At 61.8% G+C, this 25,375-nt stretch carries 28 protein-coding genes and 2 tRNA genes; 7 read left to right on the top strand and 23 right to left on the bottom strand.

All coding sequences use genetic code 11. From position 1 onward, the window contains the following. Positions 1-322: 322 nt before the first annotated feature. The 4 genes from NKJ57_RS14900 to NKJ57_RS14915 all read right to left on the bottom strand — a co-directional run bounded on the left by NKJ57_RS14900 (position 323) and on the right by NKJ57_RS14915 (position 3,347). Positions 323-1,708: a TolC family outer membrane protein gene (locus NKJ57_RS14900; protein WP_023691095.1), complete on the bottom strand. Its 1,386-nt coding sequence runs from the start codon at positions 1,706-1,708 to the stop codon at positions 323-325. A gap of 184 nt (positions 1,709-1,892) precedes the next feature. Then, positions 1,893-2,567, bottom strand: coding sequence for a protein-L-isoaspartate O-methyltransferase family protein (locus NKJ57_RS14905; protein ID WP_023667707.1), 675 nt, complete (start codon positions 2,565-2,567; stop codon positions 1,893-1,895). Positions 2,568-2,676: 109 nt separating this feature from the next. Beyond that, positions 2,677-2,750, bottom strand: a tRNA-Cys gene (locus NKJ57_RS14910). Positions 2,751-3,086: 336 nt separating this feature from the next. Further along, positions 3,087-3,347: a PGPGW domain-containing protein gene (locus tag NKJ57_RS14915; protein WP_027050334.1), complete on the bottom strand. Its 261-nt coding sequence runs from the start codon at positions 3,345-3,347 to the stop codon at positions 3,087-3,089. Positions 3,348-3,578: 231 nt separating this feature from the next. Here NKJ57_RS14915 and NKJ57_RS14920 point away from each other — a divergent pair. From NKJ57_RS14920 to NKJ57_RS14940, 5 genes are all read left to right on the top strand, one after another. Beyond that, positions 3,579-3,653, top strand: a tRNA-Asn gene (locus tag NKJ57_RS14920). Positions 3,654-3,698: 45 nt separating this feature from the next. Then, positions 3,699-4,640 (top strand): hypothetical protein, encoded by a 942-nt coding sequence (locus tag NKJ57_RS14925; protein ID WP_352511712.1) that lies wholly within the window; start codon positions 3,699-3,701, stop codon positions 4,638-4,640. 1,076 nt (positions 4,641-5,716) lie between these two features. After that, positions 5,717-6,016 carry a hypothetical protein gene (locus NKJ57_RS14930; protein WP_352511713.1) on the top strand — a complete coding sequence of 100 codons (300 nt, stop codon included), beginning with the start codon at positions 5,717-5,719 and terminating at the stop codon, positions 6,014-6,016. Further along, the gene (locus tag NKJ57_RS14935; RefSeq protein WP_352511715.1) at positions 6,007-7,098 is read left to right on the top strand and encodes an acyltransferase family protein; all 1,092 of its coding nucleotides are present in this window, start codon (positions 6,007-6,009) and stop codon (positions 7,096-7,098) included. Before NKJ57_RS14930 ends, NKJ57_RS14935 begins: the two co-directional genes overlap by 10 nt. Next, a complete protein-coding gene (locus NKJ57_RS14940) occupies positions 7,098-8,120 on the top strand; it encodes an acyltransferase family protein (RefSeq protein WP_352511716.1) in 1,023 nt (340 codons plus the stop codon). The genes NKJ57_RS14935 and NKJ57_RS14940 overlap by 1 nt, the downstream gene beginning before the upstream one ends. A 199-nt stretch (positions 8,121-8,319) precedes the next feature. Here NKJ57_RS14940 and NKJ57_RS14945 read toward each other — a convergent pair whose 3' ends face one another. From NKJ57_RS14945 to NKJ57_RS14990, 10 genes are all read right to left on the bottom strand, one after another. After that, a complete protein-coding gene (locus NKJ57_RS14945; protein WP_352511717.1) occupies positions 8,320-8,475 on the bottom strand; it encodes a hypothetical protein in 156 nt (51 codons plus the stop codon). A gap of 77 nt (positions 8,476-8,552) precedes the next feature. Continuing rightward, a complete protein-coding gene (locus NKJ57_RS14950) occupies positions 8,553-8,909 on the bottom strand; it encodes a hypothetical protein (RefSeq protein WP_352511718.1) in 357 nt (118 codons plus the stop codon). Between the two features lie 313 nt (positions 8,910-9,222). After that, positions 9,223-9,636: a DUF6074 family protein gene (locus NKJ57_RS14955; RefSeq protein ID WP_352511720.1), complete on the bottom strand. Its 414-nt coding sequence runs from the start codon at positions 9,634-9,636 to the stop codon at positions 9,223-9,225. Positions 9,637-9,654: 18 nt separating this feature from the next. Beyond that, positions 9,655-10,116 (bottom strand): hypothetical protein, encoded by a 462-nt coding sequence (locus tag NKJ57_RS14960; RefSeq protein ID WP_352511721.1) that lies wholly within the window; start codon positions 10,114-10,116, stop codon positions 9,655-9,657. Next, positions 10,113-11,033: a hypothetical protein gene (locus NKJ57_RS14965; protein WP_352511723.1), complete on the bottom strand. Its 921-nt coding sequence runs from the start codon at positions 11,031-11,033 to the stop codon at positions 10,113-10,115. Before NKJ57_RS14965 ends, NKJ57_RS14960 begins: the two co-directional genes overlap by 4 nt. After that, the gene (locus NKJ57_RS14970) at positions 11,030-11,212 is read right to left on the bottom strand and encodes a hypothetical protein (RefSeq protein WP_031197728.1); all 183 of its coding nucleotides are present in this window, start codon (positions 11,210-11,212) and stop codon (positions 11,030-11,032) included. Before NKJ57_RS14970 ends, NKJ57_RS14965 begins: the two co-directional genes overlap by 4 nt. Further along, positions 11,212-11,358: a helix-turn-helix transcriptional regulator gene (locus NKJ57_RS14975; RefSeq protein WP_352511724.1), complete on the bottom strand. Its 147-nt coding sequence runs from the start codon at positions 11,356-11,358 to the stop codon at positions 11,212-11,214. The genes NKJ57_RS14970 and NKJ57_RS14975 overlap by 1 nt, the downstream gene beginning before the upstream one ends. A 317-nt stretch (positions 11,359-11,675) precedes the next feature. Next, positions 11,676-12,242: a hypothetical protein gene (locus NKJ57_RS14980; RefSeq protein WP_352511725.1), complete on the bottom strand. Its 567-nt coding sequence runs from the start codon at positions 12,240-12,242 to the stop codon at positions 11,676-11,678. Continuing rightward, positions 12,239-12,784: a tyrosine-type recombinase/integrase gene (locus NKJ57_RS14985; RefSeq protein WP_352511772.1), complete on the bottom strand. Its 546-nt coding sequence runs from the start codon at positions 12,782-12,784 to the stop codon at positions 12,239-12,241. The genes NKJ57_RS14980 and NKJ57_RS14985 overlap by 4 nt, the downstream gene beginning before the upstream one ends. Then, complete coding sequence (locus NKJ57_RS14990) at positions 12,772-13,542, bottom strand: integrase arm-type DNA-binding domain-containing protein (RefSeq protein ID WP_352511726.1); 771 nt, start codon at positions 13,540-13,542, stop codon at positions 12,772-12,774. Before NKJ57_RS14990 ends, NKJ57_RS14985 begins: the two co-directional genes overlap by 13 nt. A gap of 397 nt (positions 13,543-13,939) precedes the next feature. On the opposite strand from NKJ57_RS14990, the gene NKJ57_RS14995 reads away from it, so the two are divergent. Together NKJ57_RS14995 and dhaL are read left to right on the top strand one after the other, a co-directional pair. Further along, positions 13,940-14,947: a dihydroxyacetone kinase subunit DhaK gene (locus NKJ57_RS14995; RefSeq protein ID WP_352511727.1), complete on the top strand. Its 1,008-nt coding sequence runs from the start codon at positions 13,940-13,942 to the stop codon at positions 14,945-14,947. 26 nt (positions 14,948-14,973) lie between these two features. Further along, entirely contained in the window at positions 14,974-15,615 is a 642-nt protein-coding gene (dhaL, locus tag NKJ57_RS15000) for a dihydroxyacetone kinase subunit DhaL (RefSeq protein WP_023706016.1), read from the top strand. 15 nt (positions 15,616-15,630) lie between these two features. Here the strand turns inward: dhaL and derI are convergent, their stop codons facing one another. The 9 genes from derI to NKJ57_RS15045 all read right to left on the bottom strand — a co-directional run bounded on the left by derI (position 15,631) and on the right by NKJ57_RS15045 (position 25,372). Further along, a complete protein-coding gene (gene derI, locus NKJ57_RS15005; RefSeq protein ID WP_023672592.1) occupies positions 15,631-16,068 on the bottom strand; it encodes a D-erythrulose-4-phosphate isomerase in 438 nt (145 codons plus the stop codon). Between the two features lie 26 nt (positions 16,069-16,094). Next, on the bottom strand, positions 16,095-16,862 hold the full coding sequence (locus NKJ57_RS15010; RefSeq protein ID WP_023725672.1) for a triose-phosphate isomerase: 768 nt from the start codon (positions 16,860-16,862) through the stop codon (positions 16,095-16,097). Positions 16,863-16,927: 65 nt separating this feature from the next. Continuing rightward, positions 16,928-17,866 (bottom strand): sugar phosphate isomerase/epimerase family protein, encoded by a 939-nt coding sequence (locus NKJ57_RS15015; RefSeq protein ID WP_352511728.1) that lies wholly within the window; start codon positions 17,864-17,866, stop codon positions 16,928-16,930. Then, positions 17,866-19,383, bottom strand: coding sequence for a glycerol-3-phosphate dehydrogenase (locus tag NKJ57_RS15020; RefSeq protein WP_352511729.1), 1,518 nt, complete (start codon positions 19,381-19,383; stop codon positions 17,866-17,868). The genes NKJ57_RS15015 and NKJ57_RS15020 overlap by 1 nt, the downstream gene beginning before the upstream one ends. Continuing rightward, a complete protein-coding gene (locus tag NKJ57_RS15025; protein ID WP_352511731.1) occupies positions 19,380-20,939 on the bottom strand; it encodes an FGGY-family carbohydrate kinase in 1,560 nt (519 codons plus the stop codon). The genes NKJ57_RS15020 and NKJ57_RS15025 overlap by 4 nt, the downstream gene beginning before the upstream one ends. Before the next feature lie 110 nt (positions 20,940-21,049). Then, the gene (locus tag NKJ57_RS15030; RefSeq protein ID WP_081726801.1) at positions 21,050-21,991 is read right to left on the bottom strand and encodes a D-ribose ABC transporter substrate-binding protein; all 942 of its coding nucleotides are present in this window, start codon (positions 21,989-21,991) and stop codon (positions 21,050-21,052) included. A 39-nt stretch (positions 21,992-22,030) separates the two neighbouring features. After that, a complete protein-coding gene (locus NKJ57_RS15035) occupies positions 22,031-23,164 on the bottom strand; it encodes an ABC transporter permease (RefSeq protein ID WP_352511733.1) in 1,134 nt (377 codons plus the stop codon). Positions 23,165-23,189: 25 nt separating this feature from the next. Further along, positions 23,190-24,728, bottom strand: a complete 1,539-nt coding sequence (locus NKJ57_RS15040) for a sugar ABC transporter ATP-binding protein (protein WP_023815455.1) — start codon at positions 24,726-24,728, stop codon at positions 23,190-23,192. Continuing rightward, positions 24,725-25,372 carry a DUF2291 family protein gene (locus tag NKJ57_RS15045; RefSeq protein ID WP_502902042.1) on the bottom strand — a complete coding sequence of 216 codons (648 nt, stop codon included), beginning with the start codon at positions 25,370-25,372 and terminating at the stop codon, positions 24,725-24,727. Before NKJ57_RS15045 ends, NKJ57_RS15040 begins: the two co-directional genes overlap by 4 nt. Positions 25,373-25,375 lie beyond the last annotated feature (3 nt).

Below are 25,375 nucleotides of genomic sequence, written 5' to 3' on the forward strand. Positions count from 1 at the left end.
CCGCCGCCCCCGCGCATGATCCCGAAAATCGATCTTCGATTTTCGAAGAGGATCAGGCGCAAAATCAAAGTTCTACAGCCTCCTTTGCGCATCCATCGGACGCGTGGCGCTGTAGTGAACCGTTCCTGGATTCCTGTCCGGCAAAGCCGGATACGAATCATGGCGACAGCGTAGCCGACGGATCGCCATCCGAGAATCCCCAATCTCGGAAGACGCCGGATTTCAACAATTTAGGCTACAAAAGACAAACGCCGCGCATCCTTGGGAAGCGCGGCGCTACGATACTTTCAATCTTGGCGGGATTTGAACCGCTCAGTCGCGATCAACGACCGTCCGGCGTACGCAGCCCGATCCATTTGTCCTTGACGGCTCTGTAGTGCTCTTCAGGCTTGTACTTCACCACATTCAACGCCAGGCGATCGGCCGACAGGCGGCCCATGGCCGACAGGATGGCGTAGCTCGCTACAACCACATCGCGCTCGGAGCTGGCGAGGTCGATCTTTGCCGAGATGACGGCGTTCTGGGCATTCAACACGTCGAGCGTGGTGCGCTGTCCGACATTGCGCTCCTCGATGACGCCGTTGAGCGCCAACTGTGCGGCCGCGATCACCTGCCGATTAGCGTCGACGCTTTCACGCGCTGCGATGTATTGCGTCCATGCCGAGGTCACGGCCTGGCGCACCGAGTCACGGCTGACATCCACCTCGATGCGAGCCTGGCTGAGCGATTCCTTCGACTGACGAACGAGTGCGGAGGTACGGCCGCCCGAATAGATCGGAACGGTCAGCGTCGCGCCGACGGTGGCGGCATTGGAATCGCCGTCCGAATCCCCCGCGCCAGGTACGGTATTTTGATAGACATGGGAAAGGCCGGCACTGGCAGTCAACTGCGGCAGCAACGCACCCTCCTGCGTCTTTACATCAAATCCGGCTGCATCGACGGAATGTAGGGCGGCCAGGATGGCCGGATGCTCGTTCGATGCAATGCCGATCGCCGCCTCGAGACTCCTCGGCAACAGCTTCGCCAACGGCGACGCGGCCTTGAGCTTGCCCGGCTCGTCACCGACGATCTGATGATAGGTTGCCGCACTGGCCAGAGCCTGCGCACGGGCGGCACTCAATTGCGCCACCGCGGCCGAACGCGACGCGTCGGCCTGCGCCACATCGGTGCGCGTGCCCTCGCCGACCTCGAAGCGCGAGCGTGCCGCGCGCGCCTGCTCGGTCAGGAACTGCAGATTCTGTTCGGTCAGCACCGCCACCTGGCGGTCGCGAATCACGTCCATATAGGCGCTCGCCGCGTTGAACAGCGTGTTCTCTTCGGTGTTGCGCAGGCCCTCGACCGAGGCCCTCACCTGTGCAGCGGCCGACGCGACCCTGTTCTTGGTCTGGAAGCCGTCGAACAGCGTCTGGTCAATCCGAACGCCGAAGCTGCCGGTGGTCAATGCCAGGCTCGCGTTCCTGCCGTTTAGGTGCCTGGAGGTGTAATCGATATCAGCCGAACCAGTGATCACCGGGCGATAGCCCGACTTGGCGATCGCCACGCCCTCATCGGTGACGCGCACGCCGGCACGGGCCGAATTCAGCGAGGAATTGTTCTGGTAGGCCTTGGAAAGCGCGCCGAGAATGGTTTCCGCCGAGGCGGCTATCGGCGAAAGCGCTGTCGCGGAAATGAGGACGGTAACAAACAGACTCTTGGCTAAGGACGGCACTTTATATCCCTCATTCGTTTTGCACGGGAACCACGCCACGCCAGCCCATCCCTAGGGATCGGCCAGCGCCGCGTCGATCTATCGTTCCCCCGCTGACAGCTCCCGAAACCCCGGTTAACCAATCAGCAACGATTGTTCAATCGTAAGCCAACATGACAGAGTCTTTGCTGCAAGGCAAAATCACTTAGAACTCGAAGGCATGAATGCGTTCAAATCCGGGTAGTGGCTTAATTGCCGCATTAAATGCCCGTCTTCCGGTTACAACCCCCCCTGCGTTGAAAAAGAGCCGGGCTACGCCCGCATTGCCCTGCCCTTCCACAGCCACCAGCCGGCCGCCTTCGGCAAGCTGGTCAAGCAGCGCCGCAGGCACTTTCTCGACGCTGCCGCCGATGAGAATCACATTGTAAGGCGCCTTGGCGGCATGACCTTGCGGCAGTGGGCCGGTGACCACGGTGACGTTATCGCAGCCCTGCGCCGAAAGCGCCGCTTTGGCTGCTTCCGCCAGTGTGGTATCGCTTTCCAGCGCCACGACGGATTTGGCCAGCCTGGACAGCAGCGCCGCGGAATAACCGGTGCCGCAGCCGACATCGAGCACCGAATCGCCGGCGTCGATCTCGGCCAACTGCAAAAGCTTGGCCAACGGCGACGGCTCCATGAGGTAGCGCGCACCGCTGCCATCGGCGCCGTCGGAGATGCGGATATCCTCGTCAATATAGGCGAGAGCCTGTTGGCCGGCCCCGACAAAGGCCTCGCGCGGCACGGCAAGCATGGCGTCGAGCAATGCTGCGTCGGTCACATCGGTGGTGCGGACCTGGCCGTCGACCATCTTGACGCGAAGTTCGGAGAAATCAGCGCTCATGTCCCAACCAATCCGTCAAAAGCCAATGCGCTGAAATGCGCTTGTCGCGCCGACACTGCGGCGCATTCGACCGGAACTCAAGCCCCCGGCATGCGGGAGTTGAAGCGATTGGAGGCCTCGCCCGGAATCGAACCGGGGTGCAAGGATTTGCAGTCCTCTGCGTAACCACTCCGCCACGAGGCCTCATCGCTCCCAGCGAGCGAACTCAATATGGTGGCAGCGAAAGGTCGTCAAGCGTCAGCGCGGCATTCCGGCGCGCTTTCCTCATCAGCCGCCGCAACGTGGTTCCCGAGCGGTTTCAGCGCTTGGCGCACCGGCATATTGGCCGCTCCTCAAGCATGGCTGCGCGACCGGCGAAACTCGAACCCGCGGCTTTACGCAGCGGGTGCAAACCGGCTTTCACCGCATATCGCGCGCGGCTGGCACCAGCAGTTGCCGTTCTCAAGGAGATCTTGAGGGGGAAATCTGCGACGGGCTGGAAAAGCGAAGCGGCCGCTCCGGGACCGCGCGCCATCGCTTTCAATTTGGCCGGCGACGCCGTTCCCACCAGACGACGAACCGGCGCCGCAGGCGGCGCACCGCGGCAAATTCGTAGGAAAGCACCAAAAGGCCGAGCGGAATCATCCAGAAGCCGAGAATCGGCAGGAAACCGAGAAGGCCGAAAAACACCAGCACGATACCGATGGCGATCCTCAGCCCGCGCGAGCGCGGCATGGTGAACTCGCGCCCGAACACCGAGATTTTCCGCGCCGGTGCCTGGTTTTCGTCTGCTGCAGTCATGTCGAAAGTCGATCCGGTTGCCTTCGATAAAGCCATATGCGCTAAAGGCTGCAATCGCCTTTCAGGTTCCGCCGACCAAGGTCCGACGGCGCCCAAGACGGCTCATATGTGGTGTCATCCGGCGATTGCCAGAAACCATTGGGTGAAAATGCGCTAAAAAATGCGAAATGCTTCTTTGCAAAGCTGAAAAGGGTTTGCTATAGGCTGCGCCACTCACATGAGAGCCTCTATTCCCCGGTAGCTCAGTGGTAGAGCAACCGGCTGTTAACCGGTTGGTCGCTGGTTCGAATCCGGCCCGGGGAGCCAACATTTCCAAACATTTAGCCCGCTTTCCCTTTCCTGACCGTTTGCTTGAGTTCCGGACAGGGCAACATCTGGGGCAACGATGACCTTCGCCCTTGCAAATGGTTACTGCTCGCGTGGTTCGTCGGCGCAGACCGTCTATACAGCGGCGTGGACAGCATGAAGTCGTTCGCGGCCACCAAGATGGCCAGGCTGGAAACCGTCGACGGTCACGGCTTCATCACCTATGCTGGCGCCGGCGCGAGATCAGGTAGCAAGCCTTTCGAAGTCAGCGAGTGGATCGAGGGCGTTCTGCGCGGAGCGAACCGGACGCTCGATCAGACCTTGCGGGAAATTGCCGCTGCTGCCGAAGAGCAAGGCTTCGATAAACACGCCCCCGGCCACACGTTCGGGTATGTGGGCTTCATCGACGGGAAGGCCCGAGTTGCGGCTATTACGTCGCTGGACCAGATGCAAATGAGGCTGGAGACGGGTGCCTCGACAATCGATACGAAAGGCCAAACCAAATTTCGGGTGATGGACTTCAAGCTCGGGCCGCGTGCTTATAGCTTTGGCATCGCTCTCGGCTCAGGCGCTCCCCAAGGAGCGTGCAGCCGACCGTCTCTGCGCATGGTTCGTGCGAATGAACAGGGAGATCAGCGCGAAGGAGCCGGCGACCGTGGACCGCAAGCACTTTGCGCATGGGCTTACCGCGAAGGCGGCGGGGCGCATTCAGCTTATGATGCCGATGGCCGTCGAATCAACAATACAGGCATGCTGCCATTGATCTCGAAAGGCTTCCCGATGAACCAAGTGCTCGGGCCACTCTGGGAACATGTTCAACGGCAGATGGCGACGGGGTGGAAGACCGGTGAAGCTCCCCCTGTGCCATCGCAGGAAGAACTGAATGCAATTACTCGGTCCATTGACGATCGACCGCAGCGGAAATTCTTAAAAGCAGCCCGCCATAGCAAGACAGGGGGCTGGTTGTTTCGGCACGGAATGATCTAGCGCGCCCAGCCCGGCACCGCGGGGCCGCGGGCCATTTATCGCCAATTGGCGAAAGGTCAGTCGCGAAGGATGCGCGTCACCCCCGGTATGATCTTCAGCAGAGGTAAGTCGCCGATCTCGCCGCTTCGCCAGCGCCCCCAATCGCGCACGACGTCTTCACATAGGCCTGCGTCACATCAGGGCGGCGCTGCGCAAACTCTCGTAGGATTGCCTTCCCGATCGCATAGCCCGTGCCTGAGAAGAGCGCGGGCCCGCCGAGGCCGCTGATGTCGCAGGCATCCTCAAGGCTCCAGGCTTCCAGCCCGACGCCGCTTTGCCCCGTACGGTTGCCCCAGCCAAGGCTCGGCTCGTAGTCCCCTTCGTCCTGCGAATCGTGTCGTCTTGGACGTCGCCACCGTGCTCGTTCTCCTCCTCGCGCTCGCCGTCCTGGGCGTGCAATTCCAATTGGCTGCCATATCCCCATCCGAGGCTTTCCTCGAGATCAGGATCCGGGCTCATTGCGTCGAGCAGGTTGCTATCCCCAGGCGGTCGTTTTCCGCCACGGTGAGGAAGATTGCCCCGTCTTCACGGCGCATTTCAGGTTGATGGATGGTCATGATGTAGGCTCTCTGGTTTCGGCTTCTCACGGCCGGTTGCCAGTGGACAGCACTGGCGCCGGGAGGGTGAGAACATGGCCAGAGACCATGCGCGAACGGCCTTTCCCTTTCGGGTCTTGTATAGCCGCCGCTCTCCCGGCATAGTGCTGCCGTTCGCTCCGACGGCTAAGTCGGCTCGTTCTACCCGTTGGCAATATCGATCCTTGGAGGGATCGCCCCGCTAACGCTCTGGGTGCAGATGGCCCGGCAGGGCCATCTGCGGGAGTTCTCACGCTCCGCCGGTGATGATGCGCCGACACCTTTAAAAACTCAAGCACGCCCTTGCGGGGGCGAAGCTTGCGCGCGCAACATAGGCGGAAGAACAACCAACGGGGGAGGCTTCCAGTGGAATGGCGCACAGGCCCGGCACAGCCGTCTGGCTGACATCTATTAGCTCCCGCTCACCTTGACGCCAGCGCCGGCTGCTCCAGAATCTGGGACATGGCTCGGGGCAATATCAAAGTTGGCGATGAGGTCGCCGTCACGGCGGTTGTGCGCGGCCGGGTGACACCCGATCGCATCAGCGTGACGATCCCCTCCTATGACTTCCCGCATTCTGTTGTCGATTCGACTTCGAAGGCTGTGATTGGCCAGCATATGGAGCTCACCGGCAAGGTCACGCGCGTTGACGGCGACACCGGTGACCGTCAGCCTCCGGCCATTGGTGACTGTCGACGTCGAGCATGTTCGCCTGGTCGAGAGCTACGTCGCGCCAAAGCGGAAGAATCCACTTGTCGATAAGGCCTAGCTACTACCCTTGGCTGCTGGCTGCAGGCGTTTCTCTGTGGTATCGGCAAAAGATGGGAGGCAACAACAAAGAGCAACGTTACACCGGTCTGCAGGCTTTACGAGCTATCGCTGCCCTATTGGTTGTGATTCAACATGCGGGCTATTTTTCCGGCCTTGTGACAGGATCTGATACGCTCGGCTTTCGGCATCTCCAGCTTGGCACCACTGGTGTTTTCATCTTCTTCGTCATTTCCGGCGCAGTCATGGCACTGGAGTCCAAGGAAGGGCCGACGGCCTTTGCTCTTGCGCGCCTGACACGAATATACCCTGCCTTCTTCCTCGCCCTCGTCTTCGCCTATGTCGTACTGTGGATCGCAGGGACACGCCCCCACGTCGGACCGGATGCTTCCCTGCTTCTGCTTCCGACCGGTGATCTCAATTCCACGTTCAATATCCCCTATTGGACGCTGATTTACGAGATGCAGTTCTATTTCCTGCTTTGGCTGGCCATGCTTTGCCGGACTTCTCACCAGCAGAGGATGTGGCTGGCTGTCGGTTGGGCTGTAGTCATCTTGGCTGCAGGCGCTGCGAGAGTGGCGGTGCCCGTTGCAAACCCAACTGCCACACAGATACCGCTTGTCGGAGTGAATTTATTTTTCGTCATCGGCTATGTGATGGCGTCGGGCATGATGACAAAGGACTGGCGACCGTTTTTTATCCTGCTGGTGCTGACTTCGATCATGAGTGTGTACGCAAATGCCTGGAGCGGAACTTACCTCGGGCTCGCTGTCCTGAGTGCTTCGGCGGTATTCGTCGCCCTCAAAATCGAAGCCGGCTTAGTGCCGAAATGGTTGGCAAAGGCAGGGGACTATTCCTACGGGCTCTATCTCGCCCATCTGTCGATCATCTCCGCGATCTATACCTTGGCGCCAGGCTGGCCGCTTTGGGCGATGGTGGTCACTATGCTGTGCGCAGGGCTGGGAGGCGGCTTGATGTTTGGCCGCCTGGAGCAATGGCTCTATGTGAGATACTGGCGGCCAATCGCCAAATGGGCATATTTGGTTAGTCCCGTAGCTCAGGCTCAAGCCAGTTAATGGCGGCGCAGCGAAATTACGATCTGGACGCGCTTCGCGGGCTGGCAGCGCTCAGCGTGGCGGTCGGGCATTGCGCTACCGCTATCGGTGGCGTTGGCCCTGCGTTGCGTATGACCATCGAAACAGCACCGGACGCGACGCTGCAGGATGGCGTTTTTCGGCTCCTGCACATCGTCTTTCATGCCGACGCTGCGGTTATCGTGTTCTTTGTTCTGTCGGGTCTGGTGCTTTCCCGGTCGCTTAGGAGCCGAGACGATGGCATTGTGGCCTACATCGTCCAAAGAACTTTCCGCCTTTTCCCGGTGGCGGCCGCCTCAGCACTCATCATTGGCTATCTGACGCCGGCAAGCACCTGGTCGCAGATCCTAGGCGCTTCGATCTTGTACGACACCTCTCTAAACGGGGTGCTGTGGACACTGCAGATCGAGGTCTGGGGAAGCCTTTGGGTCTACGCCGCAGCGACAGGCAGGCGAATACACCCGGCAATCTTCTATGCCTTTGTAGCCGCCACAATCGCAGTTTCCTACTTCGACCATCGCCCGGTTCCGCTGTTCATGAGCGCCTTCGCCCTTGGCGCGATCATCGACGATCTGCCGGCCACCGTGATCACCCGCGTTGCCGCTGTGCTCGGGCTTGTCGCCCTAATGACGGCTGACTTCATGCTCGGCCAGGGCTTTGCAATGCGTTGTTGGCAGATGGCGGGAGCGGTTTGTGTAGTTGCCTACATTTCACGCAATTCGACCTGGCTGACGGCGAATCGCTTCGCCCATTTCCTCGGGCGGATAAGCTACCCGTTTTACCTACTTCACCTTGCGGGCGCGCTGATCGTCGCAAAGCTTGGGGTAAGGTCGCTAGACCTCGACCCCTTTTCGCTCTTTGCAGTCTACAGCGTCACGTCGATCGCCATAGCCATCGCCCTCGCGTGGATCACTCACCTTGCTGTCGAAGTCCCCGGCATGGCCCTAGGCGAGAGGATCCGGCGCCTGCTTGCAGCGCCGAGGCCCGTGCCCACAGTGGCCTAGTCCACTATCTCAACCGTCTGGCCCTGGCAGGTGATATCGCCAGCGCTCGCCACTCCGTTCTGCCCTTGGAACTTGACGACGATCGCTCCTCTGGTGGCCTCGGCACCTGTGCCTCATACGACCTGCGAGATGCTGCTTCCTCCGACTGTCGTGCGCCTGTAGGTCTCTGCCGAAGCGCCAGTCACGAGCAGCTCGGCGCTCACCTCCCACCCGATGGCGTTGAGCCGCCCATGTTGGTCGCGCCGAACCATAGCCGGCCGGTCTTGGTGTTCGCATTGGCGGCAGTCGTGCCCCAGGACCTGATGCGAACGCGCTGACCAACCTTAAGCGCAGCAGCGGGGATGCTGTAGGTCATCAGGTCTTCAGCGGTCGTGACGGCTGTCGTGGAAGCCGGCGTGACGTTAGCCGACACCATGTCCGAGCTAACGCCATTCACCAGGCGCTGGCCGGTTGCATTGACGCCCGCCGTGCCGAGCACGTTCTTACCGAAAAGCCGAACGTCGGCGTAGGGTGACGCGCCAAGGTCGACGTCGTAGAACGCGCCCGCCGCCTGATTACTATGAAGCGCACTCGGGTGAGTTCAGCGGCCACGGAAAGCTCGGCCGCGGTCTGGACCTTGGAGAGCGTCACAGGGGTCAGCGTGTCGGCACCGCCGAGCGCTTGGGCGAACATGTCGACAAGCTCCTGCCGGCGGCGCCACTCGCGCGTGCGGCGGTCCAGCATGCCTTGAGCAAGGCCGCCATACTTGCGGGCGATGTCAGGCGCTTGAGCGGGGTTGATGGCTAGCACTTTCGTTGCCCTTGCGTTGCCCCAGATAAATTATCGACGCAGACGATGCGGCAAGAATGGCTGATTTGCAAGGGTTCGACGGGTGAGAACAACCGGTTTGAAGCCGGATGGGCGCTAGTGTGCGCTCTTTTTTGACGCTTAGCAGCGGGTGAGAAAAAGTCGCGTTCCGAGCACGAGCATTGGGCGATTTTCTCAGAACTCAGTTTCAATGCAAACAGGGGCAATGAGGAGCCTCGCGCGCGCGGCGTTTAGCGCTGACAGGAAGACGCGGGGCCTGAGGCCCCACACCCCCACTCGTTCCGCTTCGCGGACATTATGCTGCCGTTGGCGGCGGCGCTCCATGATTGGGCATGGAATGGTCGATAGTGCTGGCAACGGCTGCCGAGTATCGACGGATTTCCATATCGACTTGGCGGCAGGGAATACCGACGGCGCGAAGCTGGGCTCGGAGGCCTTTGACGTGCTCGCTCCAGAACTTGCGGCCGGCGTATAGTCGAGGGTGCAGAGTTCGTGTGCGATGGCGCGGATAAGGACGACGCGGCGATCGGCGGGGAATGCCACTATCTGGCCGGTCTTCCTTGCTGGCTGCTTGAAAAGGTCGAGTTGTGTCATGCGTCACCCGAGCAAGAGATGGCTGTATTAGCGGGACCACTGTGGTCTCGCCTGCGGAGGGGTGCGGGAAAGGTCCATGCGGGACCACTGTGGTCCAGGAGACCAGCGCCGGCATGCGGGACCATTGTGGTCCTCATGGCTCCTCACCTCTCGCTGTAAATTTTGGATTGAAGGGCGTCGGCAGCGCCAACCGAAGCGTCCGCACTTCGTTGATGCCACCACCCGGGATTTTGTGCCGACACCGGCTCACGATGAACAGGCCGAGCCGCTCGTACAGGCCTATCTCGCGGGATATCGTTTTGATTGAGCAGCCTCCTCCCATCTTGGCAAATTCGAAATTCGTGCCGCTGATGGTCCCGGCCTTCATGTTGAGGTGCTGTCGGACGAAGGCCAGCAACCGGAAGCTGATGTTCTCGGCGTGAACGATTTGCAGGGCGCAGTGGTGCCAGTCGGCGAAAGCCTCCTCGCATTCCTTGAACGTGGATCCCCACCTCATGTGGATGGCAGCGCTGCGCTGGATCTTCTTCCGCTTGCCGCTCCACCGCGGATTGCTGGCGTCGGCGCCGGGGATGAATGGGCTGGGCTGGACGGTCACGCATCCCCCCTCGGGGCCGGCAAGGCTGCAGTGATCAACTGCCGCTCGCGTGCCTGTATATCGCGGTCTTCATGGAACTGGTGAACGTCGAACAGGTCGATGATATGTGACCGCAAGATATGAGCGATGTTGTCGGGCGACAGCGCCTCGAGTTGGCATGTCTCACCCTCCCATCGCGCGGTGCGGCTGTCGGTCTTCTTGGGCGGCACGGTAGGCAGCGAATAGCGAAACACCTGGTCGGCGGTCAGGGCGATGCGTTTGAAGTCGACTGTCACCGAACTCCATGGGCGATCGGCGATGACGAAGGCAGAGACGTCCTCGGCGATGACATCGAACATCGATTTGCCGCTCGGGTCATAGTCGCCCAGGTGCAAGATCACCGTCGGCTTTGCGATCTCGCATATTCGATCGGCCAGATCCTTCTTCGCAGTGAGACTGTCGAAGCCGCCTGAGGAATAGGCTTGCACCGAGAATTCTCGGCTGACCTTGAAGAGCTGCGACAGCATGCCGGCGGCGTCGCACCAGACCTCGACGTGCAGGTTTTGATTGGCGAGCATGTTCCGATGGTAGTTTTCGCCGAGCACCCGCACATGGCGCAGGAAATGGTTCTGGTCGTCAAAATGGTCCATGCGGAGCGTGACCACGCCATCGTCGCGGATCGCATTGAACGGGATCACCCGGCCGCGGCGCGCGTTGCCGATATGGTCGATCAGCTTCGAGTAAAACGACTCATCCTTCGGATAACCGTAGGCGCCGACCAGCCGATAAAAGACATGGCGGATCGTGAGCGGCCAGTGTTCCCGGTATTCGGTGAGAACCATGTCGACCGCATCGAGCAGCGTCTTGGTCTGCGGCTGGTAGTTGGCGATGTAGCCCTTCGGTCGGCCAGTTTTACGGCTAGGCGTAATTTCGCTCATGTGGCGCGGGCCCGCCGCAGGTTCGCTTCCCTGATCGCTTCGATCGCTTCAGCAGCGGTCAGGCCGAACGCCTGCTTCAGGTGGGGGATAATTGGCCGGCTGATGCGCTCCCGGCTGTCAGATCGCAGCCAGGCTGCAGCCTCATCGATAGCGGCGCTATGTTCGTGATCAGTGGTCATTAGGCCACCGCGTCTCGCTGGTCGACGCGGGCCTTCACCCAAGCATCTAACTCAGCCTCGACAAAGGCGCGCCGACGGGGCGAAAGGAACACCGGCTTAAACCGGTGCTCCTTGATCATGCGGTCGATGTAATTTCGAGAGTACACGATCCCTTTGAGGGGCGTTCACTGAAGGCGACAAGAGTTTGCATTGGAGTGCCTTACGTTGCTATCGAAGGCCTCATAGCGTAGTCATTTCAGCGTCGGGAAATACACTTCTTTGAAGAAATTTTGTGCGAACAAACCCGCGTGCTGGTTTAGAGCGCAATCAGCACTGGCAAATCAGGATAGCTTGCTTTTCTCTTCATCCCTATAAGCGATGATGCGAGTGACGATCGACTTGCGAGGCGGCGCGGCGCCAAGGAATAGCTTGGCACCGGTCTCAATGAAATTGGCAGTAGGGCTGCCGGCGCTCTCCGATATCTTTATATGAGCAATCGGCACTTTAAACGCCGCGCACCAGAGCCGAGCAAGGCCACGTATGAGCCCATCGATCTCGGGCTGCTCGTTTTTCGTCGGTCGACCTTCAACCATTTTTCCATGCCGTCAGCCATAGCGGTCACGCTCGCAAGCAGGCGGTGAAGCACCCGTTTAGCGATCTCGACGTCACCCTCGGTGAACTCAGCCGGAACGAGGCATGCGTTTAGTTCTTCTTCCGACATGGGGACCGGAGCTGCGTCGTCCCAACTATCAGGCACGCGCACACCCGCCCCAAACTCGGTAGCCGTCGACAACTCGAGCTTTTGGCTATCCGAATACTGCACGGTGGACGACACCGCCTCCTGGAGCCTTTTCCATTCATCGACGGTCCCTTGATGTGTGTCCTTTTTCCGCCGCTCAGCCGACCAATGAAACGTATTTGCAATGTCGTGCAGCTTCGTTCTCAGCCAATCGCCATGAGGCATGGAAAACCCTTGGGATTCCAGCATTGAAAGGATCTCTCGTTCGGCTCGCTCCGAGAAATCGTGCTGATAGTTGAAATTGAGGGTCATTGACCGGCCGCCTTTATCTGGATGACATTGTTGGCCGTCTTGCGGCCTGTCAGCGCCACAAGCGCGCCCTCCCAGCGCGTCAGGGCGTCTCGCTTCACCTTGAGGCGGTCAGACTGGTTGTACGTCCTGACTAGCGCCGTAGGCACATGCCCGATGACAGCCTCGGCAACCTCGTCCATCACGTCGAGCTCGGACAGCCGGGTGCGAACCGTCCGGCGGATGTCATGATTGACCCACGCCGGCAGCTTGGCCTCTTGATCGTCTTTCCGAAGCGCTGCGAGCATGGCGGCGTCAATCCGCAGCTTGACCTTATGGCCGATCGTCACCGGTCCCGCGCCGTCGAGCGAGCAAAGCCAGTTGCATTTCTTTAACCGCGGCAACTTGGCGATGATGCCGAGCGCTTCGTCAGTGAGAGGCACAACGTGATCGCGGCCGGACTTGAAGCGCGCCGCCGGCACAGTCAGCGTCTTGCGGTCAACGTCGACTTCGGTCCATGACGCCTGGGCGATATCGTTGAGGCGCTGGCCGGTCAGCAGCAGCAGCCGATAGACGGCGCTGTAGACGTCGCCAGCGGCCGTGGCAGTCCAGAGCGCCCAATCTCAGCATCGGTCAGGACGCGGTCCCTTGATCCCTTCTCGCCGATGGTGGTGCGCACCTTCTTTGCCCGGAAGGGTGAGGCGGTGATCAGGTCGTCATCGACACACCAGCCGAAGAACGTCCCGATCTTCTGGGCGATGTTGAGCGCCTGCCGCTGCGCGCCGCGCGCATAGATCGGTTCGACCACTTCCATGATGTCGGCATTGGTGAGGGTGGCGACGTCCCTGCCCTTCCACTTCGGCAGGCATTCCCGGTTGAGGTCGCGCTCGTCCTCGTCGGCCTTGCGGATGCCATCGCGGCGCCGGGCTTTGATGAACCGTTCAAGGATGGTTTCGAAAGACCGGTCACGGCTCTCTGTCGCTGCCCTCGCCGCCGCCTGCCGCTCCTCGTCAGCCTGGACCTTCGGGTCAATGCCGCGATCAATGAGCGCTGCCCACTGCCTCGCCTTGGTGCGTGCCGCTTCAAGCGACATGACGTCGTACTCTCCCAGCGCGCGGCGGGCTGGCTGAGTTGCAACACCGAAACGGGCGATGTAGACAAAGCTGACTTGTCCGGCCTTAAGCTTTGAACCGTTGGACGGCTCCTTGTCGGTTACGCGGACGCCCATGCTCGGGACTTGGGCATCCATGATCACGTATCGCTTGCCAGGAGCAGCCGGCTTCAAAGCCTTCAGGCGGTTGTCGGTCAGGTTCTCGCGGGGCATTAGGGCTCTCCGGGGCAACGTCGGGGCAACAGGATGCAACTGCTGCCTATGTTGCCATGTGTGCTCTAATGTGCAACAGGAAAGCTGAAATCGTTATGAAACAAGGGGTTTTTCAGGAGTGGAACAACCGGTATATGGCGCTGGTGGGCTATCCCGAGAGCGGCTGTTAACCGGTTGGTCTCTGGTTCGAATCCGGCCCCGGGGAGCCACCGCCTTTTCTAAGCCGTGGTGCGATCTTGTACACTACAGCGCCATTGTCCGCGCACTTCGGTCCGCTTAGCTTCTGCCCGAACGGCTGGTAACAGCTACGAAGCCGATCGAGGCAGTTTGGCGGGCATCGCGCCCCTGCCCTCGCCCGAAGGCAGCTCTATGAAAATACCAAATCGGGAGGACGTTGGTGCAAACCAAGAAGATCATCAATGACGGCAATCGCGCCGTCGACGAGATGCTGGAAGGCATCCTGGCTGCGCATCCCCGCCATCTCAAAGCCGTTGACGGAAGCCCGCGCTCGATCATCGCCCGCGATGGACCGCGCCACGGCAAGGTAGGCCTCGTCATTGGTGGCGGCTCGGGCCACGAGCCGAGTTTTCTCGGCTTCGTCGGCAAGGGGCTGGCCGACGCGGCGGCGATCGGCAATGTCTTCGCCTCTCCGCCGCCCGACCCGATCCTCGAATGCGCCAAGGCGGCGAGCGGCGGCGCCGGTGTGCTGTTCATGTACGGCAACTATGCCGGCGACGTCATGAATTTCGACATGGCGGCCGAGATGGCCGCGATGGACGACATCGAGGTGCGTACGGTGCTGAGCACCGACGACGTCGCTTCCGCGCCCGTTGGCGACAGGCACAAGCGGCGCGGTGTCGCAGGGAACTTCTTCATCTTCAAGGCGACAGGCGCCGCCTGCGACCGCATGTTGTCTTTCGATGAATGCGAACGCATTGCCGGGAAAGCCAACGACCACACCTTTACCATGGGCGTCGCATTGGCGCCCTGTTCGTTGCCGCAAACCCGCCGGCCGAATTTCGAGATCGGACCCGACGAGATGGAGATCGGCATGGGCATCCATGGCGAACCCGGCATCGCACGCGGAAAACTCAAAACAGCCGACGAGATCACCGACGAAATGCTGGACAGGATTCTCGCCGAGATGGCGCCGGCACGCGGCGAGAAGGTCGCCGTGCTGGTCAATTCGCTGGGTTCGACGCCGCTGATGGAACTCTACATCATGAACCGGCGCGTGAAGCAGAGGCTTGACGATATCGGTGTATCCATTCACGCAAGCTGGGTCGGCAATTACTGCACCTCGCTCGAAATGGCCGGCGCTTCGATTACGCTGCACCACCTCGACGACGAGTTGCAAACGATGCTCGACCACCCTTGCGACTGCGCCATGTTTCGCGCCGGGTAAACTTGGTGAACGGCAAGGAACAAGAGATGACGACAATCGACACCACCCGCCTTGCCGCGATGTTCGCGGCCATCGCCGACGCCATGTCAGCCGACCGGGATCGGTTGTGCGCGCTTGACGGGGTGATCGGCGATGCCGACCACGGCATTGCGATGGAGCTTGGATTTTCCGCGGCACGCGATGCGGTGGCCGCATTGGATACCGGCACCACCGATCCGACCATCTTGCTGAACACGGCGGCGAAGTCGTTCCTCAACGCCGTCGGCGCCTCCTCGGGCCCGCTCTATGCCACGGCATTCATGCGCGGCGCGGCCGCCGTCAAGGGCAAGGCGACGCTCGACGACGCCGACGCGGTCGCTATGTTCCAAGCGATGGCCAGAGGCATTCAGGATCGCGGCAAGGCCGAGCCTGGCGAAAAGACGATGATCGATGCGTGGGCGCCGGCCGCGACGGCTGCGGGCGAGGCACTGGCCGCCGGCAAGGGGCTGGCCGGCAGCCTCGCGGCTGCAGCCGAGGCGGCAAAGGCCGGCGCGGAGGCGACCAAGGCGATGATCGCCACCAAGGGCCGGGCCTCCCGCCTCGGCGAACGCTCGCTTGGCCATATGGATCCAGGCGCGGCGTCCGCCGTAACCGTCATCGAGGCGATGCGGATCGCCTTGACCGGCTAGGTCGGGAGCGAATCCTCAGCGCTTCGCGTCGAGCTTGTCGACAGCCTGCACATTGGCGGCAGAGGGACCGTTCGGATCGAACTCCGAGGCCAGCCAGGCGTCGGCGATCGATTTGGCCAGTTCGGGGCCGATGACGCGCGCACCCATGGTGATGATCTGGGCATTGTTGGATTTCGCAGCGCGTTCCGCCGAATAGGTGTCGTGGGTTAGCGCGGCACGGATTCCGGGCACCTTGTTGGCCGAGATGCTGACGCCGATGCCGGTGCCGCAAAACAGGATGGCGCGGTCGTAATTGCCGTCGACAATTTCGTGGCCGACCGCAGCGGCAATATCGGCGTAGAATCCGGCCTGGCTGAGATCGACGACCTGCAGTTCTGGCTTGGTGGCGAGATGCTTGGCGATGACATCGAGCAGCGGCTTGCCGGCGCTGTCGGCTCCGAGTGCGATCTTCATGGCAATTAACTCCTTCGTTTTCGTGGTCAGCGCGCGATGGCGGCCGACGCCTTTTTGAGAATGTCGATATAGCCTTCCGCTTGCCATGCCGAGCGGCCGATGAACAGCCCATCGATATGCGGCTGGCCGATCAGTTCGGCCGCGTTGCCGGGATTGACGCTGCCGCCGTAGAGCACAAGCGGGGCGGTCGGCAACCGGGTTGCTGCGATCTGCTTGATCAGCGCCTGCTGCTTGTCGGCATAGTCGGCGCTGGCCGGAATGCCTTTCTCGCCGATCGCCCACACCGGTTCATAGGCAAAGAGTATCTCTGCCGACAACTCATTGCTTGCGAGACCCTGCAGCGCGCCCAAAACCTGCGCGGTCAGAATTTCGTCGGCGCGGCCGCCCTCGCGCTCGGCCAGCGTCTCGCCGACACAGATCAGCGGCACAAAGCCGTGCCTGACCGCCGCCGCCGTTTTCAGTCCTACGGTCCTGTCCGTCTCACCAAAATGCTCGCGGCGTTCGCTATGGCCTAGTTCGATCAGGTCGAGCCCGCAATCCCTCAGCATCACCGGCGAAATCTCGCCCGTCCAGGCACCGGCATCGGCCCAATGCATGTTCTGGGCGCCAACCTTGACGCGGGTTTTGGCGAGCGCCGCCTTGACCTGCCGCACCGCGGTGAAGGGCGGAATGACGAAAGGCTGTATCGCCGGATCGAAGCCGGGCACGAAGGCAGCCAATGCCTCGGCGAACTGCAGCGCCTCCGCCAGCGTCTTGTTCATCTTCCAGCTGGTGCCGACCCAATATGGGGTCATTCTTTTCTCCTTCGATCCGAATTCGGATGATGCGTATTTCCCGACTTGTGCGCCGGCGTTTTGCGTCAGGCGCGAGGCTTGAGATCGTTGCGGCCGCTGTCGATGTAAGGCGCCCAGAAATCCACCGACTCGCGGATCATTGCAATAACTTGATGATCGACCGGTTCCCTCTCCCGGAAGGAAAGTTCAAGGCAGATCTCATTGTCGGTTCCGCCACCCGCCCGCACGGCATCGAGCAGCTTCTGCGGGATGATCCGGCCATCCTTGTTGTAGGCGGCGGTGAACGGCCAGTGCCCGCCCTTGTTCATCGACGATTGCTTGATGTGGATGATCGGCGATTGCAACGGGAACGCTTTCGCCCAGGCATAGGGATCAGTGTCGTCAGGATTGGGCGAGGTCACGTCGCCATGGTCGATGTCGACCATCATCTGCATCGGGATCGGCAGCTTGGCCGTATCGATGGCGCCCTGCAATTCGACGCAGCTTTCGATCGTGTGGCCGAACTCCCGCCCCACCGACATCGGTTCCCAGAACAAATAGGTCAGGCCCGCCGCCTTGGCGTGCTCGGCCACTTCGCGCCAGCATTCGAGCGCGATGTCGAGAAGCGCCGCGCGCCGCTGCGGATCGTCAAAATCCTTGTAGGTGAATATGGCGAACTGCGTGCCCATGCCCGACGCGCCAAGCTCGGCGGAAATGTCGGCAAAGGTCTTGAACCAGTCGACATAATAGCGGCGCACATCCGCGTCCGGATGGCCGAAATGGTTGAGCCGGCCATAGGGACCGGTCATGCCGGAGGTGATCCGCACGCCAGTCCGCGCCAGCGCGCTGTTGAACAGGCGAACGAACTTGACGATCGTTGCCGCCGGCCAACCCGGATTGACGAATTCATGCGTCAGCTGCACGTCGCGGATGCCGATGCCATAGGCAATGGCGTCGATCAGATCGTCGGGATCGGCGAAGCGATTGACCAGCGGGTTGGTGTTCAGCGAAAGCGTGAAGGCCATCAGTTCACCGCCGCCATGGTCTTTGTGCACCAGTCTTCGAATGTCTTCCGCTCGGCCGCATTGATATGCAGCCCGTGTTTGGTCCGGCGTTCGAGAACGTCGGCGGCGGTCATCGCCCATTCGGTCTCGAACAGGAAGACAACTTCCCGCTCATAGAAATCCGGGCCGAAACGCCGGCCGAGATCGGCTTCGCCTTTTACCCCTTTCAGCAGAGCGCGCGTGCGCGTGCCGTAGCTTCGAGCATAGTGCTTCACCAGCGACGGGCTAAGCCACGAGAACTCGGCATGCAGATCGCCCAGGAACTGCTCGAAATCCGCGTTGGGCAGGTCGCCTCCCGGCAGGGGAATTTTGGCCGTCCAGGCCTTCTTCATGGTCGGAAAGAAGGGCTGGATCTTTTCCAGCGCATGTTCGGACAGTTTGCGGAAGGTGGTGATCTTGCCGCCGAACACAGAAAGCAGCGGCGCGCCACCGTTCGGGGCGTCGAGTTCGAAGATGTAGTCGCGCGTCACCGCGCTCGGGTTGTCGGCATTGTCGTCATAGAGCGGACGCACGCCCGAGAAACTGTAAACCACGTCTTTCGCGGTCAGCTGTCGCTTGAAATAGCGATTGACCACCTTGATCAGATAATCGATTTCGCTGGCCTCGGCCGCCACTTCTTCGGGCCGGCCCTCGTAGGGAATGTCCGTCGTGCCGATCAGCGCCAGATCGTTCTCATACGGGTTGACGAAGATCACCCGCTTGTCGTTGTTCTGGATCAGATAGGCCTGCCGCCCCTCCCAGAATTTCGGCACGACGATATGGCTGCCCTTCACCAGGCGAACGTTGCGGGTGGAATTCTGCCCGGCGACGCGGCTGACGATGTCATTCACCCACGGCCCAGCCGCATTGACCAGCCCGCGTGCGCGGACCTTCGTCACCGCACCGGTGCGGCCATCCTGCATGTCGATGGACCACATGCCGCCTTCGCGCCGGGCAGCAATACAGGCGGTGCGGGTGAAGACTTTTGCGCCGCGCTGACTGGCGTCGAGCGCATTGAGCAGCACCAGCCTGGCGTCATCGACCCAGCAGTCGGAATATTCGAAGCCGCGCTTGAATTCGTCCTTGATCGGCTCCCCTTCCGGCGCGGTCCTCAGGTTCAGCGTCCTCGTTCCCGGCAACCGCTTGCGGCCGCCAAGATGGTCGTAGAGAAACAGCCCGAGCCGAACCAGCCATGCCGGCCTGTCTTCGGGGCTGTGCGGCAGCACGAAGCGCATCGGCCAGATGATGTGCGGCGCCGCCTCAAGCAGCACCTCGCGTTCGATCAGCGCTTCGCGCACCAGCCGGAACTCGTAATATTCGAGATAGCGCAGACCGCCATGCACCAGCTTGCCGGAGCGCGAGCTGGTGCCTTGTGCAAGATCGTCCTTCTCGCACAGGATGACCGACAGCCCGCGACCGGCAGCATCACGCGCTATGCCGGCGCCGTTGACGCCGCCGCCGATCACGAAGAGATCGACAATATCTGACGTATCACTCAAGGCTTTGCTCCTGTGCGGTGCGCCATGCCCTTCCACACCGGCCGCAGCGCCTGGCGCGCCGCGACGAAGGATGGAAACAGCGCATCGTAGGTTTGGGAAAGCGCCTCGTCATAGGCGTCGCATTCGCCCAGAAGCGGCGTCACCCATTCGGTGCAGCAATCATCCATCGAGCGATAGACGCCAAGCCCGACCGCGGCCATCATCGCCGCACCCGCAGCACCTGCTTCTTGGCGGCTGCTGGTTCTGACCTGCGCGCGGGTTGCCGCGGCGATAATACGGCGCAGCGACGGACTGCGCGCCGCGCCGCCAGACAGGCGGATCTCGCTGGGCATGCTGCCCATGGCCTGGTAGCAATCGCGGGCCGCGAAGGCCAATCCCTCGAGAACGGCGCGCGCCAGATCGCCAAAACCGTGCTTGACCGAGAGGCCGATGAAGCCCGCGCGTGCGTCGGGGTCAACGAACGGTCCGCGTTCGCCGGCGAGCGAGATATAGGGCTGATAGATCAGCGATCCCGGCTCCGATCCTTCGACCCAGACATCGAGCGCTTTCAGCAGCTCGTCGCGCGAAGGTTTTGCGCCGCTGGCGGTCAGCACGTCGCGCGCCAGGCCAAGCAGCCAGTCGATGTTGAGCGTCGCCGCCATATTGGATTGCAGTTGCGCGTAGGCGCCGGGAACCGGCATGGCGATCGTGTAGCCGGACGCGTTGTCGTTGAGGATGACATCATCAGGAGTGCGCGCCAGGCGCGTGTGGATGCCGGTCGAGCCGATGACCGTGCAGCCAACATTGCCGCTTGGATCATAGAGGCCGGCGCCGAGCGCGGTGCTGACCATGTCGACGTAGCCCAGCACCACCGGCGTGCCCGCAAGCAGGCCGGTCTCGCCTGCTGCCGACGCAGAAAGCGGATGATGGTCGGTCGTGCCTTCGAGCATGGGGGGCAGCAGGCGGCGGTGCGACGTCAGACCCAGAATGTCGAGCACCTCGTCGGAATAGCTGCGCGCGCGGAAATCGCCGAAGGTGAATGTTCCCTCCGAAGGATCGGTGGCGCGCTCGCCGGTCATCTTGAAATAGAGCCAGTCCTTGCAGTGAAAGGCAGTGGCGGCGCGCTCCAGGATTTCCGGGCTGTTTTTCTTCAGCCAGCTGAGCTGAGCGCCCTGCTGGCAGGCGTTGAGCCCGGTGCCGGTGATCTCGAACCGCGTGCGATCCCGGGGATCGCCGCGCATCTCGTCCACCAGATGTCCGGCGCGCGCATCGAGCCAGAGCCACGCGCGCCCGACCGGCATGCCGTCGCCATCGATCAGCCAGGTGCCGTCGCCCTGCCCGGTGACCGCGACGGCCGCGGTTCGCCGCGCGAGGTCTGGAATTTTCGTCGCCAGATCGAGAACGGTCAGCACCATGTCGCGCCAGGTCTGATTAAGGTCCTGTTCGGCGCCGCCGCCTTCCAGCGTGACGAAGCTGTTGGTCACCGATGCCATGGCGAGCTGCCGCCCCGACAGATCGAAAGCGACCGATTTGATCACGGACGTTCCCGCGTCGATCCCGATCAGCAGGTCTTTCATGCCGCAAGTTCCGGATGTTTATGAAGGCAATTCACAAGGAGCAGTCTTTGTTGTCTCGAACCCATGGAAGAGCCAGGGAGTGTCCGCGAAGGACACCCCCTGAGCAGGTTTTACTCCGACAGCACGAAGGGTGCGGTGTACTTGTCCACATTGTCCTTGGTGATGAGCAGGCAATCGAACAGCTGCTTCTCGCTGGTGGCGCCGGTAGCGCCCGTCTTGATGAACGAGTCGGCCTGCTGCACGGCCTTGGCCGAGAAGATGGCCACCGGCTGAAGCACGGTGTACTGCAGTTCGCCGGACTTGATGGCCGCAACCGCATCCGGGGAACCGTCAAAGCCGCCGACCTTGATGCCGGCGAGCTTGCCAGCTTCCTTCAGCGCCGCAACCGCGCCAAGCGCCATTTCATCGTTGCCGCTAATCACGGCGATGATGTCGGGATTGGCTTGCAGCATGCTCTGCATCTTGTCGTGTCCCTGGGTACGATCCCAGTTGGCGACCTGCGAAGCGGCCTTTTCGAGATCCGGATACTGGCTCAGCACGGTCGCGTAGCCGTTCGAGCGCGTGGCCGCGTTGTTGTCCGACGGGGCGCCGAGCAGTTCGACATACTTGCCCTTTTCACCGACCGCCTGCACCCACTGCTGGGCACCGAGAGCCGCACCCTGGGCGTTGTTGGAGACGAGCTGTCCCTTGGCAAGACCTTCCTGGTTGATCTCGGCATTGACGAGGAAAACCGGGATGTTGGCGGCAATCGCCTTCTTCACCGCGCCGACCGAACCATCGGCATTGGCCGGGTCAAGGATGATCGCCACCGACTTGTTGGTGATGGCGGTGTCGATCAGATTGCTTTCGGTATTGGTGTCGCCCTTGTGGGCGGCGACGTTGGCTGTATAGCCAAGCTTTTCGGCTTCGGCCTTGGCGACGTTGCCTTCGGTCAGCCAGTAGGGGTTGGCCGGATCGTTGACGATGATCGAGATCAGGCCTGCGGCCGATGCGGCTGCGCTAAACCCGACCACCATCGCGGCGGCAAGCAAACTTCTAAGCACGATTTTCATGTACATTCCTCCAATGATTTTACGCGGTCTTGCTGCCAGTCAGCTGGCAGTCTTCCCTTGGGCAGGATTGGCCGGTTCGGCCTTCCCCCGTTTCTGAGAAGTCGGTTGGCCGCCCGGCGAAGCTGGAAGCTTGCTACGGCGGCGATACTGAACGGCATTGAGGAGCACGGCGAGCACGATGACGGCGCCGGTGAACACTGTCTGCCAGTAGGATGAGATGCCGATGATCACCAGACCGTCGGACAGGAAGCCGATGACGAAGGCCCCGAGCAGAGTGCCACGAATATTGCCGCGGCCGCCAGTCAGTGCGGCGCCGCCGATAACGACGGCGGCGATGGCCGTCAATTCGTAGGTGGTGCCCGCGGTCGGCCCGGCCGAGGTCAACTGCGAGGACAGGATCAGGCCGGCAATGGCGGCACAGATGCCTGAAAGCACATATACCGAAATCTGCACGGTCTTGACCGGAACGCCGGAGAGTTCGGCGGCGCGCTCATTGCCGCCCGAGGCGTAGAGCCAGCGCCCGAACGCGGTGCGGTTCAAGACGATGCTGCCGATCAGCGCGATGACCGCCAGCACCACCACGCCGGTCGGCACGCCGAACAGACGGTTGAAGCCAAGCGCGTCGAAACCGGTGTTGCCCAACTCCGGCTTGCCGCCGAGATTGTTGTAGGTCAGGCCGCTGGTCATCAGCAGCGCCAGGCCGCGCGCCATGTACATGACGCCGAGCGTGGCGACGAAGGCCGGAACCTTGAACCGCGCGATCAGCACGCCGTTGATCAGCCCGACGGCGGCGCCCAGCATGCAGGCCAGCACCGCGACCACCCAGACGGGCGGATAGAGAACGACGCCCAGCCAGGTCAGCGTCACGCCCTGCATCAGAAACCCGGCGACGACGCCGGCAAGCCCGAGCGTCGAGCCGACCGACAGGTCGATGCCGCCATTGAGAATGACGAGCAGCATGCCGACGGCGAGAATCCCGAAGATGGCGACATGCGAGGCCATGGTCAGGAAATTCGCCACCGAGAGGTAGTAGGGCGACAGGATCGAGAAGACGACGATGATAACGATCAGGGCAAAGAAGGCCCGGCCTTCGAGCAGCAGCTTGGCCACGTCGAAGCCCTCGCCGCCCGCATTGGGGCTGGACTGTTTGCTGGCCTGGCTGACATCGCTCATGGGTCGGGGCTCCGAAATTCTATGGTCAGGCGACCACGGCTTCGCCGGAGGCGGCCATGATCTGCTCTTTGGTGGCGTTGGCGCCGAATTCGGCTGAAATCTTGCCGCGCCGCATCACGACGATGCGATGGGCGATGCTGAGGCACTCATTGACCTCCGAAGTCGAGAAGACGACCGCCAAGCCTTGCGCGGCGCGCTCGCTGAGCAAGCGAAAGACTTCGGCCTTGGCGCCGACATCGATGCCGCGGCTCGGCTCGTCGAGAAGGATGACCTTGGGATCTGTCGTCAGCATCTTGCCGATGACGACCTTCTGCTGGTTGCCGCCCGACAGCGATCCGATCATGGCGTTGCCGCCCGCGGTCTTGATGGTCACCTTGCGGATCGAATCGTCGATCAGTGCGCGTTCCCTCGGCCGGGAGAGGAACAGGCCTTTCGCGAACGCCTCGATGCTGGCAAGCGACAGATTGCGGCCGACGGTCATGGTCTGAACCAGGCCGTCGCGCTGGCGATCCTCGGGCACCAGCACCAGACCTCTGGCGATACGCTGCGCAATGGTCAGCCCCGAGACGTCCTCGCCTTCGAGCAGCGCCCGCCCGCCCGCCATGGGCACACGGCCGGCGACGGCCTCCAGCAATTCCGTGCGGCCCGCGCCCATCAGCCCATAGATGCAGACGATCTCGCCCGCTTTGACATCCAGCGACAGATGATCGACCACATATCCTGAACCCGAAGCGTCGGTGACGCTGACATCCTCGATCGACAGCGCCACCGCGCCGAACTCGTGGCCGGTCGGCGGCGAGCCGAGGTCGAAATTCTCGCCCACCATGTTGCGGACGATCCATTCGAGATCGATGTCCTTGGCTTCGGCCGTCGCCGTGATCGCCCCGTCACGCAGCACAACGGCGTAGTCGGTGATCTGCAGCGCCTCTTCGAGGTGATGCGAGATGTAGACGATGGAGACGCCGCGGCTGGTCAGATCGCGGATCACCTTGAACAGCACTTCGACCTCCGTGGCGCTCAGCGCGGAGGTCGGCTCGTCCATGATCAGGATGCGGGAATCGACTGACAGCGCGCGTGCGATCTCGACGATCTGCTGCTGCCCCAGGCGCAGGTCCTCGACCAGGGTCATCGGATCGATGTCTTCTTCGAGGTCGGCCATCAGCGCCCGCGCCTGGCGCGACTCCTCGGCGAAGTCGAGGCCGGTTCTGGTGCGCAGTTCGCGGCCCATGAAGATGTTGTCGCGAACGCTTAGATTTGGCGCCAGGCTGAGCTCCTGGTGGATGATCGAAATGCCGCGATCGCGCGCGTCCGACGACGAGGAGAAGCTGACGAGATTGCCGTCGAGCACGATGTCGCCGGATGTCGGCGTCACCACGCCGGACAGGATCTTCATCAGCGTCGATTTGCCGGCGCCATTCTCTCCGAACAGGGTGGTGACCTTGCCGCGATGGATGTCGAAATTGACGCCCTTGAGCGCGTGGACGCCGCCATACGACATGACGACATTGCGCGCCGAAAGCACGGCATCGCCAGTCGCGGGTTCTGTGCCGGCAGCCATTGTCATTTGACGTCCAGCCTCACCGGTGTGACCAGCCAGCTCTTCGGATTGACCAGCTTGAAGACGCCGACCACCGCTATTGTCTTGCCGGTCAAGGCGCTGGTGTCGACTTTCGCCAGCACCTCCTTCTTCATCTCGTTGTTCAGCGCCGAGCCGGCGTCCTGATACTCGATCTGGTTGGTGAACTGACCAAAGGTGATCTTGCCGGTGGCGTCGCGAAGCTCGGTGCCGTTGATCGCCGGCCCAGTCTGTACGCGGACGGTCAACGTGTCCGGCAAACCGTCGACGGCGACCTTGTAGATGCCCGATTTTCCCTCGCCGACGAGGCCGGTGAACTTGACCGAGATGACCGGTCCGACTCCCGCCGGCACGCCATATTCCTTTTCGGCCGTCGCCCTGTCCTTGGCGATCGCCGTCGCCACCGTCGCGGCGTCGGCGGCACGCGCTTCGACATCGGCTTGCACCTTGGGAAATTCAGACTTGCCATAGTCGGCGGCCGAAAACACGGCGTTGCGAACATCGCCGGCCGAGCCGATCTTGATCACCTTGGTGTCGAGCGCCATAGCGCCGAGCAGAACCACAACCGCGGCGCCGGCAAGCACCCGGCGCAGGCCGGGCGAAGCTTGCCGGGCGGTGGCCTTCGCGCTCATGAT

This window comes from Mesorhizobium sp. M0077 (genome assembly GCF_040322955.1).
Classification (GTDB): Bacteria; Pseudomonadota; Alphaproteobacteria; order Rhizobiales; family Rhizobiaceae; genus Mesorhizobium.

Excerpts from the sequence above, each read along its gene's own strand:
- NKJ57_RS15040 (WP_023815455.1), bottom strand. The coding sequence starts at position 24,728 with ATGACAATGGCTGCCGGCACAGAACCCGCGACTGGCGATGCCGTGCTT.
- dhaL (WP_023706016.1), top strand. The coding sequence starts at position 14,974 with ATGACGACAATCGACACCACCCGCCTTGCCGCGATGTTCGCGGCCATC.
- NKJ57_RS15030 (WP_081726801.1), bottom strand. The coding sequence starts at position 21,991 with ATGAAAATCGTGCTTAGAAGTTTGCTTGCCGCCGCGATGGTGGTCGGG.
- NKJ57_RS14905 (WP_023667707.1), bottom strand. The coding sequence starts at position 2,567 with ATGAGCGCTGATTTCTCCGAACTTCGCGTCAAGATGGTCGACGGCCAG.
- NKJ57_RS15015 (WP_352511728.1), bottom strand. The coding sequence starts at position 17,866 with ATGGCCTTCACGCTTTCGCTGAACACCAACCCGCTGGTCAATCGCTTC.
- NKJ57_RS15035 (WP_352511733.1), bottom strand. The coding sequence starts at position 23,164 with ATGAGCGATGTCAGCCAGGCCAGCAAACAGTCCAGCCCCAATGCGGGC.
- NKJ57_RS14915 (WP_027050334.1), bottom strand. The coding sequence starts at position 3,347 with ATGACTGCAGCAGACGAAAACCAGGCACCGGCGCGGAAAATCTCGGTG.
- derI (WP_023672592.1), bottom strand. The coding sequence starts at position 16,068 with ATGAAGATCGCACTCGGAGCCGACAGCGCCGGCAAGCCGCTGCTCGAT.
- NKJ57_RS14955 (WP_352511720.1), bottom strand. The coding sequence starts at position 9,636 with ATGCCGGCGCTGGTCTCCTGGACCACAGTGGTCCCGCATGGACCTTTC.
- NKJ57_RS14940 (WP_352511716.1), top strand. The coding sequence starts at position 7,098 with ATGGCGGCGCAGCGAAATTACGATCTGGACGCGCTTCGCGGGCTGGCA.
- NKJ57_RS15025 (WP_352511731.1), bottom strand. The coding sequence starts at position 20,939 with ATGAAAGACCTGCTGATCGGGATCGACGCGGGAACGTCCGTGATCAAA.
- NKJ57_RS14945 (WP_352511717.1), bottom strand. The coding sequence starts at position 8,475 with ATGACCTACAGCATCCCCGCTGCTGCGCTTAAGGTTGGTCAGCGCGTT.
- NKJ57_RS14965 (WP_352511723.1), bottom strand. The coding sequence starts at position 11,033 with ATGAGCGAAATTACGCCTAGCCGTAAAACTGGCCGACCGAAGGGCTAC.
- NKJ57_RS14990 (WP_352511726.1), bottom strand. The coding sequence starts at position 13,542 with ATGCCCCGCGAGAACCTGACCGACAACCGCCTGAAGGCTTTGAAGCCG.
- NKJ57_RS14930 (WP_352511713.1), top strand. The coding sequence starts at position 5,717 with ATGGCTCGGGGCAATATCAAAGTTGGCGATGAGGTCGCCGTCACGGCG.
- NKJ57_RS15010 (WP_023725672.1), bottom strand. The coding sequence starts at position 16,862 with ATGACCCCATATTGGGTCGGCACCAGCTGGAAGATGAACAAGACGCTG.
- NKJ57_RS14970 (WP_031197728.1), bottom strand. The coding sequence starts at position 11,212 with ATGACCACTGATCACGAACATAGCGCCGCTATCGATGAGGCTGCAGCC.
- NKJ57_RS15045 (WP_502902042.1), bottom strand. The coding sequence starts at position 25,372 with ATGAGCGCGAAGGCCACCGCCCGGCAAGCTTCGCCCGGCCTGCGCCGG.
- NKJ57_RS14980 (WP_352511725.1), bottom strand. The coding sequence starts at position 12,242 with ATGACCCTCAATTTCAACTATCAGCACGATTTCTCGGAGCGAGCCGAA.